19 protein-coding genes and 1 tRNA gene are annotated in these 20,546 nt (G+C 44.2%); 13 read left to right on the top strand and 7 right to left on the bottom strand.

Annotated elements, in window-relative coordinates:
• Window positions 1-139 precede the first annotated feature (139 nt).
• From psbZ to N4J56_RS19675, 6 genes are all read left to right on the top strand, one after another.
• Entirely contained in the window at window positions 140-331 is a 192-nt protein-coding gene (psbZ, locus tag N4J56_RS19700) for a photosystem II reaction center protein PsbZ (protein ID WP_015156080.1), read from the top strand.
• Window positions 332-459: 128 nt separating this feature from the next.
• A complete protein-coding gene (gene ribH, locus N4J56_RS19695) occupies window positions 460-1,044 on the top strand; it encodes a 6,7-dimethyl-8-ribityllumazine synthase (protein ID WP_317107984.1) in 585 nt (194 codons plus the stop codon).
• A 279-nt stretch (window positions 1,045-1,323) separates the two neighbouring features.
• The gene (locus tag N4J56_RS19690) at window positions 1,324-1,647 is read left to right on the top strand and encodes a hypothetical protein (protein WP_317107983.1); all 324 of its coding nucleotides are present in this window, start codon (window positions 1,324-1,326) and stop codon (window positions 1,645-1,647) included.
• Between the two features lie 167 nt (window positions 1,648-1,814).
• Window positions 1,815-1,886 (top strand) — tRNA-Gly (locus tag N4J56_RS19685).
• Window positions 1,887-2,163: 277 nt separating this feature from the next.
• A complete protein-coding gene (locus N4J56_RS19680) occupies window positions 2,164-2,571 on the top strand; it encodes a hypothetical protein (protein ID WP_015156083.1) in 408 nt (135 codons plus the stop codon).
• Window positions 2,572-2,575: 4 nt separating this feature from the next.
• Window positions 2,576-3,841, top strand: a complete 1,266-nt coding sequence (locus N4J56_RS19675; protein ID WP_317107982.1) for a glutamate-5-semialdehyde dehydrogenase — start codon at window positions 2,576-2,578, stop codon at window positions 3,839-3,841.
• A 48-nt stretch (window positions 3,842-3,889) separates the two neighbouring features.
• Here N4J56_RS19675 and N4J56_RS19670 read toward each other — a convergent pair whose 3' ends face one another.
• Window positions 3,890-4,711 carry an acyl-CoA desaturase gene (locus N4J56_RS19670; RefSeq protein WP_317107981.1) on the bottom strand — a complete coding sequence of 274 codons (822 nt, stop codon included), beginning with the start codon at window positions 4,709-4,711 and terminating at the stop codon, window positions 3,890-3,892.
• Window positions 4,712-4,798: 87 nt separating this feature from the next.
• Here N4J56_RS19670 and N4J56_RS19665 point away from each other — a divergent pair, with 87 nt between their 5' ends.
• On the top strand, window positions 4,799-6,031 hold the full coding sequence (locus tag N4J56_RS19665; protein WP_317110666.1) for a methionine gamma-lyase family protein: 1,233 nt from the start codon (window positions 4,799-4,801) through the stop codon (window positions 6,029-6,031).
• On the opposite strand, the gene N4J56_RS19660 is transcribed toward N4J56_RS19665, so the two are convergent.
• The 3 genes from N4J56_RS19660 to N4J56_RS19650 form a co-directional block, all read right to left on the bottom strand.
• Entirely contained in the window at window positions 6,028-7,047 is a 1,020-nt protein-coding gene (locus tag N4J56_RS19660; RefSeq protein WP_317107980.1) for a DUF4082 domain-containing protein, read from the bottom strand. The two genes, N4J56_RS19665 and N4J56_RS19660, sit on opposite strands and share 4 nt — an antisense overlap.
• A 398-nt stretch (window positions 7,048-7,445) precedes the next feature.
• Window positions 7,446-8,078: a hypothetical protein gene (locus N4J56_RS19655; RefSeq protein ID WP_317107979.1), complete on the bottom strand. Its 633-nt coding sequence runs from the start codon at window positions 8,076-8,078 to the stop codon at window positions 7,446-7,448.
• 463 nt (window positions 8,079-8,541) lie between these two features.
• Complete coding sequence (locus N4J56_RS19650) at window positions 8,542-9,528, bottom strand: site-specific DNA-methyltransferase (protein WP_317107978.1); 987 nt, start codon at window positions 9,526-9,528, stop codon at window positions 8,542-8,544.
• A 324-nt stretch (window positions 9,529-9,852) separates the two neighbouring features.
• Here N4J56_RS19650 and N4J56_RS19645 point away from each other — a divergent pair, with 324 nt between their 5' ends.
• From N4J56_RS19645 to N4J56_RS19635, 3 genes are all read left to right on the top strand, one after another.
• The gene (locus N4J56_RS19645; protein WP_317107977.1) at window positions 9,853-11,061 is read left to right on the top strand and encodes a hypothetical protein; all 1,209 of its coding nucleotides are present in this window, start codon (window positions 9,853-9,855) and stop codon (window positions 11,059-11,061) included.
• A gap of 240 nt (window positions 11,062-11,301) precedes the next feature.
• Window positions 11,302-12,795: a phosphate ABC transporter substrate-binding/OmpA family protein gene (locus N4J56_RS19640; RefSeq protein WP_317107976.1), complete on the top strand. Its 1,494-nt coding sequence runs from the start codon at window positions 11,302-11,304 to the stop codon at window positions 12,793-12,795.
• 346 nt (window positions 12,796-13,141) lie between these two features.
• A complete protein-coding gene (locus N4J56_RS19635; RefSeq protein WP_317107975.1) occupies window positions 13,142-16,147 on the top strand; it encodes a CHASE domain-containing protein in 3,006 nt (1,001 codons plus the stop codon).
• A 33-nt stretch (window positions 16,148-16,180) separates the two neighbouring features.
• Here N4J56_RS19635 and N4J56_RS19630 read toward each other — a convergent pair whose 3' ends face one another.
• Window positions 16,181-16,441 carry a hypothetical protein gene (locus N4J56_RS19630; protein WP_317107974.1) on the bottom strand — a complete coding sequence of 87 codons (261 nt, stop codon included), beginning with the start codon at window positions 16,439-16,441 and terminating at the stop codon, window positions 16,181-16,183.
• Between the two features lie 39 nt (window positions 16,442-16,480).
• A complete protein-coding gene (locus N4J56_RS19625) occupies window positions 16,481-16,933 on the bottom strand; it encodes a hypothetical protein (RefSeq protein WP_317107973.1) in 453 nt (150 codons plus the stop codon).
• A 507-nt stretch (window positions 16,934-17,440) separates the two neighbouring features.
• Between N4J56_RS19625 and N4J56_RS19620 the strand changes: the two genes are divergently transcribed.
• Genes N4J56_RS19620 through N4J56_RS19610 form a run of 3 tightly spaced genes read left to right on the top strand, consistent with a single transcriptional unit; the run spans window position 17,441 to window position 20,240 of the window.
• Window positions 17,441-18,823: a DEAD/DEAH box helicase family protein gene (locus N4J56_RS19620; protein WP_317107972.1), complete on the top strand. Its 1,383-nt coding sequence runs from the start codon at window positions 17,441-17,443 to the stop codon at window positions 18,821-18,823.
• 10 nt (window positions 18,824-18,833) lie between these two features.
• The gene (locus N4J56_RS19615) at window positions 18,834-18,977 is read left to right on the top strand and encodes a hypothetical protein (protein ID WP_317107971.1); all 144 of its coding nucleotides are present in this window, start codon (window positions 18,834-18,836) and stop codon (window positions 18,975-18,977) included.
• Between the two features lie 48 nt (window positions 18,978-19,025).
• Window positions 19,026-20,240, top strand: coding sequence for a DUF790 family protein (locus tag N4J56_RS19610; protein ID WP_317107970.1), 1,215 nt, complete (start codon window positions 19,026-19,028; stop codon window positions 20,238-20,240).
• 3 nt (window positions 20,241-20,243) lie between these two features.
• Here N4J56_RS19610 and N4J56_RS19605 read toward each other — a convergent pair whose 3' ends face one another.
• Complete coding sequence (locus N4J56_RS19605) at window positions 20,244-20,447, bottom strand: hypothetical protein (protein WP_317107969.1); 204 nt, start codon at window positions 20,445-20,447, stop codon at window positions 20,244-20,246.
• Window positions 20,448-20,546: the final 99 nt, after the last annotated feature.

Here is a 20,546-nt window from a genome sequence, read left to right as displayed (position 1 = left end):
CTACTCCCTACTCCCTACTCCCTACTCCCTATATTGTGACAATTTCTGATAGGTTACATATAGGTTATAAGCAAAATTAGCAAGCTTTAAGCTTAATCTAGATCTATTCTGGTTTGTTGCTGTGTAGGGAGACATACTGATGTTATCTGCTTTGTTTCAATTGGCTTTAGTTGCCCTGGTATTCTTGTCCTTTGCTTTGGTGATTGGCGTTCCCGTGGCTTACGCTACTCCCCAAAATTGGGTGGAATCAAAAAGGCTGCTTTGGATCGGTTCGATCGCCTGGTTCGGTCTAGTGATCGTCATCGGTGTTTTGAACTTTTTGGTTGTATAAGCAACTTGAGGCGATCGCCCTTGTCGATCGTCGCGATTGACAAGCAAGCGATCGCTACTTTGTAGAGACTTACACGTAATGTCTCTACGCTGACAACTGACAACTGACAACTGACAACTGATTTAGTAATGGCAGTCTTCGAGGGAACTTTTACTCAGACAGAACCTTTACGGTTTGCGATCGTCATCGGTCGGTTTAACGATTTAGTGATTGGTAAGCTGTTAGAAGGATGTCAAGATTGCTTGAAACGTCATGGCATCGATCCGAATCCTCACGGCAGTCAAGTCGATTATGCTTACGTCCCTGGTAGTTTTGAAGTGCCAATTGTGGCGCGACAATTAGCATTGTCTCATCGTTATGATGCCGTGATCTGTCTTGGAGCAGTCATTCGCGGTCAAACTCCCCATTTCGATTATGTTGCGGGAGAAGTAGCTAAGGGCATTGCTGCGGCAGGATTTCAAACTGGCGTACCAGTCATTTTTGGTATTTTGACTGTAGACTCGATGCAGCAAGCTCTGGAAAGAGCCGGAATTAAGAGCAACAAGGGTTGGGACTACGCCATGAACGCGATTGAGATGGCTAGCTTGATGCGGCAACTACATTCCGATATTACTGTAGAACCCTACAACAATAATTCTCAATCCTTGCCCGCTGCATCGCTGAAAAGTGCCGTTGCTAACGAGCGATCGCCAATTACAGAAAGTGGCGAGTGACAATGCAGGAGTGGCAAGTGAAAAATGCTACTCAATACTCTGAAAAATGGTGGGTAGCGTTAGTTATATGCGCTACCTTTTTTGTCGAGTAAAAATCCTCCAATCGAGGTAGATCGATAAGTTGAAATTAGGTTAAGTTCGTGGCAGTTGAAGTCTTTGCTTTGAGCCGATCTCCAGCGCATATATTGGCATTAATTTAGTGACAAACTACAAGCCAGTAATGTACGCTATCAAACATAACTTTTCATTTTGTAGTCCAGACTAAATTAGGTAGCACAAATGCGAGGCAACACAATTGATATTGAGCTAGAACCAGAAGATATAGAGTTATTGATCAGAATTGAACGGGAAACTGGTAAGTCAATTCACCAACTTACAGGTGAAGCTATTAAAAATACTTATAATACAAAATGTAATAGCAATGGCGATGATGGTACTGCTCTGCTAGAGGCTATAGACAAAATTGGCAGGCAAGTCCAGCAAGTCAGGGTAGCTGTAGAAAGACAGCGCCAGGAGATCGAGCTATTTTCAAACAGCTCAAAAAAACACTCACAGCAATCTCATCCCCCTCGCATAGTATTTGTACCCAGCACTGAGAGCTAGAAGGGAGAAGTCGTAAGTCGTAAGTCGTAAGTCGGAAATTGTTTATTCTCCTGGAGCTTCTTCTGCTCTCTTCCCCCTGCTCCCTGCTCGCTAATAACTGAACAATCTCGGAAAAAAGCTTGACAAACTCAGCCAAATCTGAGACATTAATAAATGCGCAGTAAATTGCGGGTATAGCTCAGTGGTAGAGCGCAACCTTGCCAAGGTTGATGTCGCGCGTTCGAATCGCGTTACCCGCTTAAAGCAAATTGTAAAATAGAAAAGATTTAGAACGAATAAGTTAATTAAATAATCGCTCTGGCTGGAGTCAAAGCAACTTTTATCTGTTCTAGAATCTCAGATAGGAGGTAAAACCTACTAACCTCGTGTTGCGTTAAGCAACAACAAGCAATCTGAGTCGAACCCAAATAACTTGATGTTCGGAAAATGTAATGGAAAGCTGAGAATTATTTGGTTAGACTTAGAAAGTATTATGTAAACTCGTAGGATAGCCACATTTTGGTTCTACGGCGGCTCGTGCAACCTCAAAAGACCCAAAAGATCGATCTGAGTGTAGATTACCCTTGTCCCTGTCGCCGACACGGGCGATTAATTCCGATTACGCTGACAGAAGCATTCGGCTGCGATCGCTGTCAGCAACTCTTCGTTGTGGAAGAAAACGGGTATGTACTAGAACAATTATCCACCAGCTACCCTTACAAGAGAGCATGGCGCTGGCTGGGCAATCGCTGGAGCGTAGCTAAGCCACGTTTGGGACAGAGCTATCTTCCAGTAGCACTATTAGTAGTGTTTGGGCTGCTAATTTTTTGGTTGCCTTTGGCACTGCGATCGCCACACCATGCCAGTATTCTAGTATGGGCATTAGTAGCAGTACTGCTAGCAGTACTGCCAGCACTAATGGTCTGGCTGATTTACAGACGTTAAGTCGATGACAGGTGACACATCTCATACTCACTCAAGCTTGGTCGCTACTGCTCGTCGCGCCTACGGAGCTTCCCTAAAACTAGGAATTAGTAAGGGGGCAGACCGCAGTCGTGCCGTGCAAAAAATGGCAGAAGCACTCAAGCAATCTTTCGATGACATTTTGGAAGCCAACACTTTGGACTTGGAAGCTAGTCGCGAAATGGCAGTGCCAGAATTAATCGTGGATTGGCTGAAGTTGACTCCCGAACGCCTCCAAGCTGCGGTAGAAATTTTGCAACGCCTGGGCGAACTGTCAGACCCTTTGCGACGGATTAGAAATGCTGACTACCAGCTTGCCGATTCTCAAACTTACTGCCAGCTCATGCCGTTGGGAACGATCGCGTTGGTTTACGAAGCGTTTCCAGAACTTGGGGCGATCGCAGCGGGATTATGTATCAAAACTGGTAACAGCCTCATTCTCAAAGGTGGGAGTGAAGCCAGTCACTCTAATGCTGCTATTGCCAAGGTTCTGCAAATTGCCTTAGAGGAAAGCGGAATGCCTTCTGGTTGTCTGGAAAGAATTGAGACAGAGGAAGGGAGTTTAACACAAGAATTAATTACCCAAGACCAATATATAAACCTTGTCATTCCCTACGGTCGCCCCAGCTTAGTTCAGCAGGTCGTGCGACAGTCCACCACCCCAGTTTTGAAATCGGCGATGGGGAACTGTTACCTTTACTGGTCGCTATCTGGCAGTATCGAAATGATGCGCTGGACGATTTTAGACAGTCACGCTAGCGAACCCGATCCGGTGAATGCGATCGAGAAAGTCTTGATTCACCGCACCACCAATCCCTCATCCCTCGTTACCTTGTGGAACAGCTTGCAGGAAAAAGGTTTTCAAGTTAGGGGAGATAGCGCCTTAGTCGAAGCATTTCCCCAGCTACAACTGGCAAAGGATTCTGAGTGGAGTCAATCATATTTAAACAAAACAGTAGCTTTTAAGGTAGTGGACAACTTAGAAGCAGCCATTTCGTGGATCAATCGTTATAGTAGCGGTCACGCCGACTGCATCGTTACCGAGTCCTATCAAGAAAGCCGTCACTTTGCTTTGCGGGTGAATAGCGCCTCCACTTATATCAACGCCTCCCCGCGCTTTTGCCGCAATCCTGCCCGAGGAGAGTCAATATTTCTGGGGATGTCAAATCAGAAAGGACACCGCCGAGGACTGATCAGCCCCGAAAGCCTGACGACGGTAAAGCATATCGTCCAGGGGAATAGCAGATTTTAGTTGATAGTTGACGGTTGACTATTAACTGTTAACCGTCAACTGTCAACGTCAACCGTCAGCCTTTCCAGCTAACTTCACATTCTTCGCCAAGCCAAGAGCTTGTAGCAAGCAGATTGTCATCCAAGTGAGATCGATTTCCCACCACTCTAAGCCGTGTCGGGCAGAGTATTGAAAGGCGTGGTGGTTGTTGTGCCAGCCTTCACCAAACACCAACAGGGCTACCCACCAACAGTTGGTCGAGCGATCGCCGGATTCATGGCTGCGATAGCCAAATTTGTGCGTGGCGCTGTTTACCAACCAGGTACAGTGGTAGACGAATACGACTCGCACGAAAATTCCCCAAACGACAAACGACCAGCCACCAAGTAAAAGCAGGACTACACCCAGAGCGATCTGGATGAAAATCATATTTTTTTCTAGAAACTGATAAACTGGATCGCCAGCAATATCTTTTGTAAAACGAGCAAGATCTAATTCAATCGGTCTGCGATAAATTAACCAGCCGATGTGACTCCACCAAAAACCTTTGTTAGAGTCGTGAGGATCGGGTTCTGTATCGGAGTAAAGATGATGGGCGCGGTGCGTCCCTACCCATTCAATTGGACCTCCTTGACAGGCGAGTGTTCCGCAAAATACTAAGAAATACTCCAGCCATTTTGGAGTTTGAAAGCTGCGGTGGGTGACAAGACGGTGAAATCCTAGAGTAACTCCCAAACCGCCAGTGACCCAGTAGAGAAACACGGCAACACCAACTGCTTGCCAGCTGAAGTTGCTAGGGAGTAGAGCAAATAAAGCTCCAAAATGCAAACCAATAAAAAATAGGGTATTGACCCAGTTGATTGTCAGTTTGGTTGGGGTAGCAATCGTCATGCGATAACCTAAATTCAAAAACTAGCGCCCGATCTGCCAGAATCAAAGATCCACTTATTAAGTTAAACTAAAGCGATAAATTTGACGATGAACAGCTACGAACAGCTGCAACTAGCAGAACAGGCACTATCTCCGATTTTTTCTGGAATTGACGCTCAGGTCAAGCAAAATCTTAAACGAGTGCTGAGTGCTTTTCGTCACCAGCGGGTGGGGGCGCATCATTTTGCTTCTGTCAGCGGCTACGGTCACGACGATCTGGGTCGTCAGATATTAGATCGGGTATTTGCTGAGGTGATGCAAACAGAAGCAGCCGCAGTGAGAGTCCAGTTTGTCTCTGGAACTCACGCGATCGCCTGTGCTTTATTTGGCGTGTTGCGCCCAGGGGACGAGATGCTGGCGGTTGCAGGTGCGCCCTACGATACGCTGGAAGAAGCGATCGGGCTTAGGGGCAGCGGGCAAGGCTCTTTAATAGAGTTTGGCATTAATTATCGTCAAATAGATCTGACCGCAGCAGGAAATATTGATTGGCAGGCGTTAGAAACGGCGGTGCGCGATCGCACCCGTTTAGTTTTAATCCAGCGTTCTTGCGGTTATTCCTGGCGTTCTAGCCTTTCGATTGCCGAGATTGAAAAGATCGTCCATATCGTCAAACAGCAAAATCCCAATACAGTTTGTTTTGTCGATAACTGCTACGGCGAATTTATCGAAGATCGAGAACCTACGGCTGTCGGTGCGGATTTGATGGCGGGGTCTTTGATTAAAAATCCTGGCGGGACGATCGTCACGGCTGGCGGCTACGTAGCGGGGAAAGAGGAGTTGGTAGAAGCAGCTACCTGTCGCCTCACAGCCCCAGGAATCGGTAGTGCTGGCGGGGCGACGTTCGACCAGCATCGACTGATGTTTCAAGGGCTATTTCTCGCGCCGCAGATGGTAGGAGAGGCAATGAAAGGTAATCACCTGACTGCATACGTGTTCGACAAGTTAGGATATCCAGTGAATCCCGCCCCAATGGTGCCGCGTCGAGACACGATTCAAGCAGTTCGATTGGGTTCGCCACAAAAATTAGTGGCTTTTTGTCGGGCAATTCAGCAAAACTCGCCGATCGGTTCTTATCTCGACCCCGTACCCGCCGAAATGCCTGGTTATGAAAGTGAGTTAGTCATGGCTGGGGGGACGTTTATCGATGGTAGTACCTCGGAATTTTCCGCTGATGGTCCTTTACGAGAGCCATACGCGATCTTTTGTCAAGGGGGAACTCATTGGACGCACGTTGCGATCGCGTTAGAAGCTGTAATCGAGGTGGTAGGAGCTGCCAATTAATCTCCAATCGGAGTGTATAGAACGTCTACCCAGTAATTGCTACTTTTGTAAGTTTGGCTGGGAAAGCTGGAGCTACCGTATTTATACACGCCATTATTACCATCAAGAAATTGCAAACCAGAGTTGCTAATGGGGTTGGTAAAGTGATTCAGCGTGTAAGCGTAGTTACCTTTTGGAGCGTGATAAGAAGCTACGTAAATCGTATCTGCCGAGATCCGAATTGGCTGGTCGAATTTAAGTTGTTGCCAGCCAGAAGTTGTTTCGGAAACAAACGTACCGCGTGCGATGAGCTGACCCCCAGCAGTCCATAAAGAGCCAACATGCATACCAGTGTTAGTAGCGGCTTTGTAGAACCGAATGCCAGTCACAAAGCCCTCTTTTGTGGCTTTAAACTTTACACCTAACTCTACTGCTTGAGAATCAAAAGTGGCAATGGAAGATGGAGCTACAGAATCATTCCAAATACTCGTTGTTTTAGGTTTGAAGACAACATCTATCCAGTAGTTAGTACTATTGTATGACTGAGTTGGAAAACCACCGCCGTAACCGTAAATGTATGTACTGTTACTTCCAGCTTCACCATTACGCAGAGCGTGTAAAAACCCATTATCTACCCCAGCACGCTCGAAGAATTTTTCGCTGGCGACATATTGCCCAGAGTTGACGTAATAAGAAGCAATATATGTTTGTTTTGCCTTAATTGATATGGGTGGGTAGAATTGTATGGTTTGCCAACCTGGAGCGGGTTGCTGTCCTTCAACAGCTCTGCCCGTACCGAGCAACTCTCCAGTGCTAGTCCAAAGATTAACGACGTAACCACTATCGTTTGCCACGGCTCGATAAAATCTAATTGCTGACACTTCTCCATCTACATCGCTACGAAACTTTAGCCCTAGTTCGACAGGCTTAGTATCTTTGTCTACAACTGCATTTAAAGGTGTAGAGTCAGACCAAATAGAATAACTTGAGGGTTCAGCTAGAGAGCCCGGAGCTGCGATCGCGAGTAATGCTGTCATGACACTGACACTTGATAATAATAATTTTTTATACATAATTTTTCCGGTTTTTTATAATTAATATCTGCATCTACAAATGCACGACTGAAACTAAATTCAAATTCCTACTTAAACTGGTTCAGTTCATGCAAAGTTTTAAATAATCCGTAGTTTATTTGGATGCTCGATTCTGCATCAATTTCAAAACGAAGCTGCATAAATTCTTCAACGATTCACACTAAAGTTGGCATGGACAACACTAGCATGGCTCAATTCTAGAAATTATCAAACTAATTTATAAAGTCAACATTTATTCAGTAATTTTACAGATAGAAAAACAAAGCTATGTTAAAGTTCGGCAAGTAACTTGATGAGTATTGAGAATGAAAAATCGTATAAAAAACTCAAGTTTTATCGAATTAACGAAATGGAACTAAATCGTACTGAAGGATGAGAGGAGTAGATTTTGCCACAGCACGATCGCTAATTCTAGTGATATCATAATGCAAAATTCCTCGTCCATTATGCGTCATTCTTCCCAAACTAAATTGGATTTTAATAGTAGAGTTAGTATAGCGATCGAATTGCTCTAATTTCCAAATGAATCCACTCCACGCACCAGTCAGGTGTTGTCGTTCTGTATGAGCTACAACTACTAATAGTTTTGCCGTTGTCCCGTATGGAGTTTCCAGAAGATTGCGATCGAGATCGAGTTTAATTCCGGTTAAATTAGATAAAGAATTATTGCCTAAAAATACGTACTTATTACCCTCACGCTTGACTTGTAATATAGACGTTCCTATCTTCTTTGCTATTAATTTTTGGGAGAGACTAAGAAATTCTTGATATTCAGTTTTAGAAACGCCAAGCCGAGGATCGTAAGGTAGAGGTTGTCCGGCGGGAGTATTTTTGATTAAGCTCGATAACCATTCGCTATCGGAATTCTTTTGCAATGCTATTTTAAATTTCTGACTCAGTTCGACTAAACGAATTGGTGGTACAATTTGCATCAAATCGACATCTGTACGATCGCCAGGGATCAGAGCTTCCACACTAGATATTTTAATGTTATTATATAAGTTTATTTTATTTATCTGAGGAGAAGATTTTATGCTTGTATGTGAAATAGCGATCGCCTTAACAAATGTATTTAGATAAAATAATAATCCCGTTACTAAATAGCAGAGCGAGAGATAAGAGATTTTGACTTTTATTTTCATAGAATTAATTCATATAACTTCATTATAATAATGAGTTTTAGGTTGGCGCGCTAAGATTAGCGATCGCATCCGTAATATTGACGAACGCGATCGATCGCACTAAAGTCTAAAGTTTAGCTGGACTAACTTATTTCTTTGTACAAATAGCTTGATTTGGTAAATAACTATTTTAGATAGACCGAGCTGAATCTGTCAGGAATATCAAAAGATCCAGTCAAAGGTTTACAATTCTAATTTTGATGCAATAAATCTATTTTTATATGCGCTCGCGTTGAGAAAACATTAGTAACAATATTTAATCAACTATGCGGTGAGTATCGAATGACTGTAAAGCTACTGTCTGCGAACTTGACATTAACTGAGTATATAGAGTAGTAACTTGTGCTTGATTCAGATTAGCATCAACAAATCGAAATGCAGAAGTTGCGAGATACGATCTGTTTTGTTCAAACGCGATCCAATGTCGTTGTAATGATTCGGCTGCTGCACCTGTAGTATTAGAACCTGCAAAGATATCGAGGACTGTATCGCCTGGTTCTGTCAAAAAATTAATAAAGAACTGGGGAAGTTTCTGCGGAAAACGTGCTGGATGTGCGCCAATCTTAGCTGCTTTACATAATTGGATGTAGCGAGAGCCGCTTTCAGTATTGGGTATTTGTAATAAATTAGAAGGGATTGCTCCTCCATTATTGTTAGCAAAAGCTTTACCGATATCGTGTCCTGATGGACGTTCTTTTGGTTGATAAAATTTTTCTGGATTCTGGAGTAATTTTTTCATGCGCTCTGAGTAAGGCACGAGTACATTACTCACATTAGCTTTGGGATTATCAGTTTTTGATAACCACCAAATAGTATTGACAGCATCCTTAGTGCGAATCTTACGTTTATTGACCCACTCAATCGGAGATGGTAATTTTGAGGGGTTATACCAAAAGAACTCTTCAGCAAGACGGAAATTTAGATCGTCGCAAAGTTTAATTAAAATGCGGTAATTATAGAGCGATCGCACGGGACGTTTACTTTGATATGCTCCTCCTAAATCCAGAACAAAACTACCGTGTGGTGCCAAGATTCGATAGACTTTTTCACAAAAATTAAATAACCAATTTACATAAGCCTCTTGCTCGACATTGCCATAACTTTTTTCACGTTGTAGGGCAAAAGGTGGAGAAGTAATAACTAAATCGATAGAATTGGATTCGAGGCAGTCAAGTAATTCTAAAGCATTACCAACATATGCAGAACCATAATCAGTATTGTATAAAGGACAACATAGAAACATATTTGCTATTAAAACACAATGCGTAACTCATTTTATTTGCAGTCGGTAGAATATATTTATATAACAAGTTGAAATAATTTAGGAAATATCTACTTGGCAACTGCAAGTCGCAAAACCACGCAAACAAAACCAGACGAGTGCAGATTCAAAAGCATTGAATTTCCTCAGTTGGCATCGGCGGACTAAGCTTCGGGAAGCCGTTACACGTCCACAAATGTGTAGTTGCGGATTCTACTTGTCCAAACCTGGTGCTTTTAATCGACAGATTTGCTCAAATTATTTGCGCTTTGGAAAGGGTAAGGTCAACCTCACGGAGTCTGGAACATGGTGCTAGAAAGCTGGCAGCCTAATGATGGTAAACAAGAAGATGTTATTTTACTCTTTAACTTCAATAGCAAGGACGATGAGAGCGTTGCGCTACTACACTACCTACTTTCTAGAGCCAGAGAGAATTATCAGCAGTTGTCCGACTTACAATTCCTGCCTGTCCGCATACCTCTGCCTGACTTGGAGTTGTGGAGTTACTGGTTGGCTGCTCAATTAATTGCGAAGTGGCGCGATCGCTCGGCAGAACAAATTGCTGTAGGTACAATTCTCGCTCGACTGGGGTTCATCAAGACAGAAAATACTTATCCCATTGTTACAGCTCTAGATCGAATGGAGGGAGGAACGCCAATCTCTGTAGAATTGGTGGCGAATGTCAAGGCAATCGGCAATTTCGGCTGGCAATCTTTAGATTCTGATATAAAAGAATGGATCGAGCAGAAAGCTGCCGATCTAGTTGAATTTACTCAACGCACATCTTCTTACCCAGCCGACGGCTTTAAAGCGCAATTGCAGTCCAATGTGGAAGCAATGCGATCGCAGCACCAAGTTCAGATGCAAGAGTTCTTTGACTCATTACAGTACTCCGGTTCGCGCTCGGCGCTAAGAGTATTAGAAACTTTGAGCGCGATCTTCCAGCGATTAGCAGAGGAATGCGAGGCTCAAAAACAAGAGTTATTGCAAAAAGCTATGGCAGCGGAACGCGCTTACAGCAATTTAAAAACCAGAATTGAACCGCGCGATCGGCAATTCGGTCGGCGACAGACTGACTGGGAAGCAGTTGTAGAAGCACTTGCCAAGCGATACTACTTTACATTTAATGCTGAAATTTACGACCGATTCGGTCAATTAGTTACCCAGCTCATACAACAGACAGGCGATCGCGTTGCCTCCATAACTCATACAGATCGCTCTCTTACTATTTTGGAAAGTTGGTTTAGCCAACAATGTCCTCAAGAGCCAGTCTTTGCACCTATTTTAAAACAGCGGTTAGAGCAAAGGGTAGACATAATCAAATTACTCAGCGAGATAGAAGCAACAGTAAGCTGTCCTCTGCAAAAATGGCATGGTTTAAGCTGGACTCAAACAGAATTATTGTGTCAGGAAATTTTGATAAAACTGCATCCAGTTTGTATGGAAGTATATATAGAGTGCTACCAATATTTACTAAAAATCAATCGAGCTGAAATTTCAGACCAAAATAGTTAAGCAAATCATTGGTTTTTGTCAAGCAGAAATATGGCTCCAAAACCACCAAAATTATCAATAACTTGTCATAACTGTGGCTATGATGGCAATTCTATTACTGCCATTCGGTGCGATTTATGCAAGCAGCCACTAGAGCTAAATTATGCTTTAAATAGAAATAGTACTTTTAGAAATAGTGTATCTAATAGTAAAAAAATAACTCGGTATCGGTTTTATCTCCCTAATACTTGGTTGACATTAGTGTCAATACTATCACTGCTACTGGGAGGAAGCTTATTCTTTTGGCGCAGTCAAAGCGTCAGCACTCAAAGTTTTCAGCGGTTAGGAGATAAGGGTAACTCAAAAACAATCACAATTTTGGGCGACACATTTAGCGGCTACAGTACTTTTCGGAGCAATCGATTGCGGCAAGCACTCAAAGAATTTCAAATTGAAGCGCACTATAAAGATGAATTTAATCAAGCTCGACGCGCTCGACTTTTAAATGAAGGACAAGCCGATTTCTTAGTCACAACTCTAGATCAGTTTTTGAAACAAAAACCCCAAGGGAAAATAGTTGGTTTGATTAACTACACAATGGGAGGTGATGCGGTTGTTTTAAACACGAAACAATATCCTAACCTCAGATCGCTCCAAGCTCTGAACCAATTAGTACAGCAGAGGCGATCGCAGAACCAGTTAGGCATTATTTTTGCTGGCGATTCTCCCAGTGAATATCTAGGTTTGTTGCTAGATGCTAAATTTGAAGCATTTAGGTTATTAGATTTTCAAACAATAAAAGTAGTCGATGCTGCTGATGCCTGGAAGCAATTGCAATCTAATTCAAATCTAGCAGCAGCTATACTTTGGGAACCTTTTGTCACGAAAGCTCGGCAACAAGGATATACAGTAGTCTTATCAAGTCGAGATACTCCAGGTGCAATTGTCGATGTTATTGTTGCTGGCGATCGCATTCTCCAATCGCAACCTGAAAAAATCTCAGCTTTTTTAGAAACTTATTATCGTTTAATTGATACATCTACTAGCGATCGTCTGTTGTTACAAAATCAAATCGCTCGGGATGGTAATTTATCAGCTAGCGATGCAACAACAGTCATGCAAGGAATTGATTTTTTTACATCAGTTGAGGCGAAAAACTGGATGAGGGATGGCACGCTAGAGAAAAGAATAAATTCTACAGCTGCGGTGTTGACGCTAACAGGTAGGATGGAACAAGTACCTCCAACTCCTCAAAACTTATTTACTTACCAGTTCCTTGATCGCGCCGCTAGTCATACCCAGAAGCTCATTAGTTCGATCCGCTCTGACAATCCAAAACTAGCTGATAGTCTACTAGAAGGAGTAGCGAACGATACTAATTCTGAATTTGAAAATACCTCTAATCTGGGAAATTTGCGCGTACAGGGAGACATAGAGTTTCAATTTGGCTCGACTACACTAACTCAGAAAGGTAAGCAAACACTCGATAGATTAGCTAAGCAAATAGCCGAGTTTAATTCGCAGACTGTAGCTATAAGAGTCATCGGTCATACTTCTAGAAAAGGATTAGCCGATTTAAACCAAAAATTAAGCCAGCAAAGAGCGCAAGAAGTTGTTAATTATCTCAAACAACGCGGTCTGCAACATAAAATGTTTGCAGTAGGAAAAGGCTTTAGCCAGCTCAGAGGGGATATTTCTCCCTACGATAATCGGAACCAACGAACAGAGATTCAATTATTGCGATTGAGGAGTTAAATATCTGTCTGAATACAGTTATCAGTTATCGTAGGGGCGGGTTTTGACCAAAAATTTATAACTTTGGTTGTCAATCTATATGCTAAACCCGCCCGTACAGTTATCAGTGTAGAGACGTTACATGTAACGTTTCTACAAAGCGATTGGTGAAGAAAGGGTGTGGGGTGTAGAGATGAGCGAGAAATTCTAAGTTTATTTTTATAATTGGTTAATATTGTCTGTAGCAATATATGCAGTCTTAAGCGCTCAAGTGTAGCTTGGGGGTGCGATCGCCCCAAAAGTCACGCGCGACTATGACTAACTTTATTGCTATCTTAGGCTGATATTCTGTAATTTGAAGCGACGAATGAAAGCGAACTTATTTGGGAGGTATCTACAACCACGTCGAAGCTGGATTCCCTATTTTGTTTTGACGATCTCGCTCTTATTTACTACGGCAGCTACTTATTATGTATCGAGTACGGTTCAAAATAAAGAGCGGTTGCAGTTTGAAAATGATGTCCAAACAACTCAAGCCAAGATTCAAGATCGGATTGAGGCTTACATAACTCTATTACGGGCAGGAAGCGGTCTATTTGCCGCGAGTGAAGCAGTAACACCGCAAGAATTTCGAGCTTTTGTCAATCGGACGAAATTGCGCGGTAGCTATCCTGGGATTCAAGGAATTGGCTATTCGGCGCGAGTGCCAGCAGCAGCGAAAGATGCGTTTGTCACCCAGATGCGGCAACAGGGAATCGCTAATTTCAATATCCGCCCCAACTATCCTCGTTCGGAATATCACGCCATTATCTATCTAGAACCACAAGATCGTCGCAACCGAGTTGCAGTTGGTTACGATATGTTCTCCGAGCCAGTGCGCCGCGCTGCGATGGAACGCGCCCGCGATACTGGTATTCCCGCTGCTTCAGGTAAAGTAACTTTAGTTCAAGAAATTGACAAACACAAGCAAGCGGGTTTTCTAATCTACGTTCCGGTTTACCGTGGTGGTAATATTCCCGCCACAAAAACGCAAAGGCAAACAGAGTTAATGGGTTTTATTTACAGTCCTTTTCGGGCTGACGATCTGATTAATGGTATTTTTGGCGATGAAGACCGCTTGGTGAATTTTGAAATTTACGATAGTAACAACGTCAGCTCGGCAAATCTGCTACACTCATCCAGATCTCATACGCTAAATAACCGCTATCAGCCGCAATTTCAGACTAACAAAAAGATCGATCTTGGCGGACGTACTTGGAGTTTAGTTTTTACCTCTCGCCCTGAATTAGAACTGGCTTCAGAAATCAATCTCGCGCCTTTCGTCGCCTTTACCGGAGTGGCAATGAGTATGATTCTATTTGCCATGACGCACTCGCTCTCTTCGTCGCGTAAAGCCGCCGAGCGATCGGCAGCAGCTCTGACAGAAAGTGAAAAGCGGTTTCGACGTTTGGTAGAGTCAAATATTTTTGGCGTTGCCTTTGGGAACTTTCAGGGAAAAATTCATTACGCAAACGACTATTTTCTCCAACTCATAGGTTACGAGCGAGAAGATTTGCTGGCAGGAAGATTGCATTGGGACAGTTTAACTCCTGCGGAGTTTCTTCCTTTAGATCTTCAAGCAGCTGAAGAACTGAAAAAACACGGAATTGCAGCTCCATTTGAGAAACAATATATCCGTAAAGATGGTACGCGAGTCCCAATTCTAATTGGTGGAGCTTTGTTAGCAGATACAAATACGCCTCAACCGGAAATTATCGACTTTATTCTAGATTTGAGCGATCGCAAAGCCGCACAGGAAGCTCTACGTTGGAGTGAAGAACGTTATCGTTCTTTGGTAGAAGCGACGACAAACATTATTTGGGATACTCAAGCAGAAGGGGAAGTCGTTACCGAACTGCCTGGATGGAGTGCTTTTACCGGACAAAAGTTTGAAGAGTATCAAGGATGGGGGTGGATTGCCGCCATTCATCCAGAAGATCGCGATCGCACTGCGCAAGCATGGTTAAAAGCTCTGGCTCATCGCAGCGTGTACGAGATGGAGCATCGGGTGCGGCGCTACGACGGCGAGTATAGGTATATGAATGCCCGTGGCGTGCCAGTTTTAGAAACAGATGGTAGCGTGAGGGAATGGATCGGCGTTCATACGGACATTACGGAACGCAAGCAAGCGGAAGTAGAACGAGAACGATTGTTACAACGGGAAAAGGTAGCTCGCGAAGAAGCAGAAACAGCCAATCGAATCAAGGACGAGTTTTTGGCTACTCTATCTCACGAATTACGCACGCCTTTAAATGCAATGCTGGGGTGGACGCAGTTACTTCGTAACCGCAAGTTTAATGAAGAGACGACAGCACGCGCTTTAGAGACTATCGATCGCAATACAAAATCTCTGGCGCAGTTGATCGAAGATATTTTAGATATGTCGCGGATCGTTACGGGAAAGCTGCATTTAGAGATTCACACGATAGACATTGCACCAGTTATCGTTGCCGCGATTGAAACCGTCTTACCCGCAGCAACAGCCAAAAACATTCAGATTGAATCGAAATTAGATTCTAGCGTTAGACCAGTCATGGGAGATGCCAACCGCTTGCAGCAAGTCTTCTGGAATTTGCTTGCTAATGCCGTTAAATTTACTCCCAGAGACGGACGAATTGAAGTGCGTTTATTTCAGTTTGATTCTCAAGTACAAGTACAAGTCGCTGATAACGGACAAGGTATTAGTCCCGAGTTTTTACCCCACGTCTTCGATCGCTTCTTGCAAGTAGACAGCACTACGACCAGAGAGTATGGTGGTTTAGGACTGGGTTTATCGATCGTGCGTCATTTGGTAGAACTGCATGGTGGTACGGTAGGAGCTGAAAGTGCAGGATTGGGTAAAGGGGCTACATTTACCGTAGCTCTGCCAATTCGCGCCGTAGATTACAATCTGGATGAGCCAGAGCTACCTCAGAGCCAAAAAGAAGAAACTGCGATCGCGCCTCCATCCCTAGAAGGTTTACGGATTGTTGTCGTCGATGATGAAGCCGATGCCAGAGACTTACTCAATACAGTTTTGACCCAGTATGGAGCTAAAGTCGTGACTCGTGAAACTGCCCGGGAGACAATTGAGGCGATCGCCCAGTTTCAGCCGCACGTCCTCGTCAGCGATATTGGAATGCCAGAAGAGGATGGATATGCTTTGATTCATCGCTTGCGACAACTACCACCAGAACAAGGCGGACAAATTCCTGCGATCGCACTTACAGCCTATGCTAGATCGGAAGACCGCGATCGAGCTATAGACGCAGGTTTTCAACGCCACATTGCCAAGCCAGTCAATCCCGATAAATTAGCTGCGGTTGTGAGTGAATTAGCTGGGAAAGTCAGTTGATGGTTGACTGACAACTGCTCCCTGCTCCCAATTTTATGCATGTAAATTCGCTTGTGCTTGCAACCAAGGATCGACTGGTTGTCCGTCTTTACGCCGCAGTTCAATTTCAACTGCAATGACGGCTTTGGAGCCAGGTGGAGCTGGTTTTTGATGGAAAAGAATGTCGTAGTCGGCAGGATTTTCGTTACGCTGTTTTAACCAATCTTGCACCTTGATTGTGGCAAAAAACGATTGTCCCTGCTCGAACAAGCGGGTAATTTCCATCTGCAAATTGTAGGGATTGTGTCGTGGCATAGTAATATTTTTCGTTAGATTTTTCTAATAAATGCTTTTCTAAAAAATATAAATCGATCCAGTCTTAGCAATTCTCACTACACTCATTCTGCTATCTTCTCTAGATAAAACTTGGACTGTCACATCATTGTTTTGTTTATCAACAGTAGTTTTATACTTCAATCCGCTAGTCTTGCTAGTAGGAGTTTGAGGCGCAGGATCGTAAATAGCAATATCGATGGGGAGGAAGGAAATTTTTTCTTGAACGCTGTCCCCAACTGGTAAATCTTTCTCACCGCGATCGTCGAGAAAATTATATTTCAAGGGTGACTTGGTGCGATTAACTAACATCACATTAACAGGACCACCAGGATTCACCCGCGATACTGGCTGCCAGTAATTAGGCTGATAAGCGCTTACAGGAGAGTTTTGGGCACAAATTGGCACGGCTATGCTGATACAGAGCGAAACTATCGTCAGCCAAAGTAATTTTTTCCAAGCTTGCCCTAGCATAACTTCCCTACCTTGCAGCGACTGCTATCTAAACAAGTGAGATGCTAATTAACTCAAGTTTGTATATTATGATTCATATTTTGCGAAGTGTGAACTACACTGGCGTAGATTTACGTAAGTAACCGCAATTGCAGGTGGGAGTCGGGAGTCGGGAGTCGGGGAGCTTCAGGGGCAGAGGGGCAGAAGGGCAGAGGGGCAGAGGGAGCAAGAACTGTCAACTGTCTTCACGCAGTGTAGCGGAGCGCGTTTACTGTCAACCAACTACCAACTACTACTTTTCACTGATAACTGATAACTGATTATTGCCAGCCGTTCCAGTCTCTTTATAAAGTGAGTAAAGTAAACAAACATCAATGGCTAGTTAGCAGTCATTAGTTACTTCCGGCTTCTGACTTCCGACTTCCGTACGGGCGGGTTTTGATCCTGGATTGACTGCCTGGGTTGTCTATCTATTTACTAAACCCGCCCGTACGACTTACTACGACTTACGAATTACAACTTTTTTTAATGCCTCGTACTCCTACTCTATCGTTCGATCGCGGTACGTTAATTTTGCACCCACCACCCAGAGGTAAATCGTGGGTGGACTATGCGACGTGGGATGACAGGGTAGAAAAATTTCGCATTCCTGCCATTCAATATCGCCAAGTTGTAGAAGCACTACAAGCAGAAGGAAGTTACTTTAGCGATGAAGCTAAAGCCTTTGAACCGCTAGAACTATCTCCTAGCATGGAAATGGAGCCATATCCGCATCAAAGCGAGGCATTGGCAGCCTGGAAACTAGCCGGACGTAGGGGAGTCGTGGTGTTACCGACAGCAGCGGGGAAGACTTATCTAGCGCAGTTGGCGATGCAAGCCACTCCCCGCAGCACGTTGATCGTCGTGCCAACTTTGGATTTGATGCACCAGTGGTACGCCCACCTAACAGCTGCATTTCCCGATGTTGAAGTGGGATTATTGGGGGGTGGTTCCCGCGATCGCACGCCCATATTAGTATCGACATACGATAGTGCGGCAATCCATGCTGAAGCATTAGGCAACCGTTACGCGCTATTGATCTTTGACGAATGCCATCACTTACCCACAGATTTTAATCGCGTCATTGCCGAATACGCGATCGCGCCTTATCGTCTCGGACTGACTGCAACTCCAGAACGCACCGATGGCAAACACTCAGACTTAAATCTGCTCATCGGACAAGAAATCTATCGCAAAACCGCCGCCGATTTAGCGGGTAAAGCGCTGGCAGAACACGAAGTCGTACAGATTAAAGTCAAACTATCACAACACGAACGCGATCGCTACAACCAACTGATTCAAACCCGTAACGACTTTCTCCGCGAAGCCAAAATCTCTCTCGGTAGCCTCAAAGGATGGCAATTATTCGTCCAAGCCAGCGCCAGATCCGCCGCCGGACGCAGAGCCATGCTCGCACACCGTCAAGCCAAAGAAATTGCTTTAGGCACGGATGGCAAAATCAGAATTCTCGCCGACTTATTAGCAGAACACTATCCAGAAAGAACGCTAATTTTCACTGCCGACAACGCCACAGTCTACCGCATATCGCAAGAATTTCTCATTCCCGCCATCACCCACCAAACCCCCGTCAAAGAACGCCACGAAGTTTTAACTAAATTTCGGGAAGGGGAATACAAAACCCTCATCGCCTCCCACGTCCTCAACGAAGGTGTAGACGTACCAGCCGCCAGAATTGCCATTATTTTATCCGGTACAGGCTCAGCACGGGAATACATTCAACGCTTGGGGCGAATTCTACGTAAAGGTAAAGACAAAGACAAATTTGCCCTAATGTATGAAGTCGTAGCCGAAGACACCAGCGAAGAAAGGACTTCCGTGAGGAGACGAGGAGTTAAGAGGAGTGAGGAGTGAGGAGCGAGGAGTGAGGAGTGAGGGGAAAGTTACACAGTTAGAGATCGTACCTACCAAACAGATTACCTATGGAAGTGGCGATCGCACCAGCCAACGCGCCGCTGAATCTTCAGGAAAATGGGACGATAATAACTCCCTAGAAACCGAAGAATAACTTTGCCCCTTTGCGCCTTTGCGTCTTTGCGCGACCAAATCTTAATCTATGCTTCCAACCGACTTACTCATGCACCGCCAAAATGGGGAAGAAATCACCCCAAAGCGACTCAAAATAGACAAACACAACCTAGAAATCGCCACTGATATTATTACCACATTCCAAGAAAATCTCGGTAACATCCAAGCAGAACTCGACCGACAACTACAAGAACTCGAAGGAGATAGCCCCGATTATCGCCTCAAACGTGGCTTAGCATATCTCCTGCGCAGTGGCTTCTGCGAATTTGAAATTGTCAGCCCCCTAGAACCACCAATGCTGCGCGAACGAGTCTTCGCTCTTGCAGCACAATCGTCTCCCAGCCCCCAGCAGAGCCACCAAGTATTGGAACAGTTAGCATTACAACTCAGCCGCGAATTAGACAAAGAAGTTTTCCCCGAACAAATTCGCACGGGTTTGTATGCAGACTTAGCAGAAAATCGCATCATGACGCGGTTCGAGCCGCCAACACCAGAAGCGCTACTGCACCGCTACAATTTATCCCAAGTTCAAGGGGTATTTTATCGCGCCAGCCACCTAACTCTCAACGCTCATCGCAACGTCCCAGGAGAATATAAGCTGTTATTTCGCTATCTCAAATTATTTCAATTAATGGCATATATCGAAGGAGATGCCGACCACGGATTTACAATTACGGTTGATGGTCCAGCGAGTTTATTTAATCCTAGTACGAGATATGGGCTGGCGATCGCTAAACTTATTCCGGCTTTACTTCACGTCACTAAATGGAGTTTGAGCGCAATTTTACAAACCCGCGATTTCTACACTAATAACTGGAAAACAGGACGATTTACGCTAAATTCTGAGTGCGGTTTAGTCTCTCATTATCCGCCAGGTAAGCCTTATGACAGTATGCTAGAAGCGGCTTTTGTCGAGCGTTGGAATGCCACAAAAACCGAATGGGTACTAGAGCGAGAAGTCGATCTAATTCCAATTCCTGGTAGCGTCATGATTCCTGATTTTCGTTTGGTAAATCCCGACGGGCGAGTATTTTTGTTAGAAATTGTCGGTTATTGGCGACCGGAATATTTGCAAAAGAAATTTTCTCAAGTTCGTCGCGCTCAATCGGATAATTTGATTTTGGCAATTTCCGAGCGATTGAATTTAGAAAAAGCAGGTGTCAAAATGAATGACGTGCCAGCTAAGATTGTTTGGTTTAAAGATAAGCTCTTGCCAAGAGATGTGTTGAAGGTAATGGATTAAGTTTCACCGTTCGATTAGAAAAAGCAGTTTACATACCAGTACAGCGATCGCAATTCTCAACTGTCCTAGTTCAAATGCAGCGAACTGTACCGTGTGCAGCTTGGGAAAATCTTTTATAGTGCGATTATCAGTTATCGTAGGGGCGGGTTTAGCCGATAGATTGACAATTAAAACGGTAAATCTAGGAGTCAAAACCCGCCCGTACACAAGTCAATTGTCAGTTATCGTAGGGGCGGGTTTCGCAAAAGACTCACGACTAAGATAAGAAATCTGCGTTCAAAACCCGCCCGTACAAGTAAGTAGTGA

The organism is Chroococcidiopsis sp. SAG 2025 (genome assembly GCF_032860985.1).
Classification (GTDB): Bacteria; Cyanobacteriota; Cyanobacteriia; order Cyanobacteriales; family Chroococcidiopsidaceae; genus Chroococcidiopsis.
This window is presented reverse-complemented; position numbering and strand designations above follow the sequence as displayed.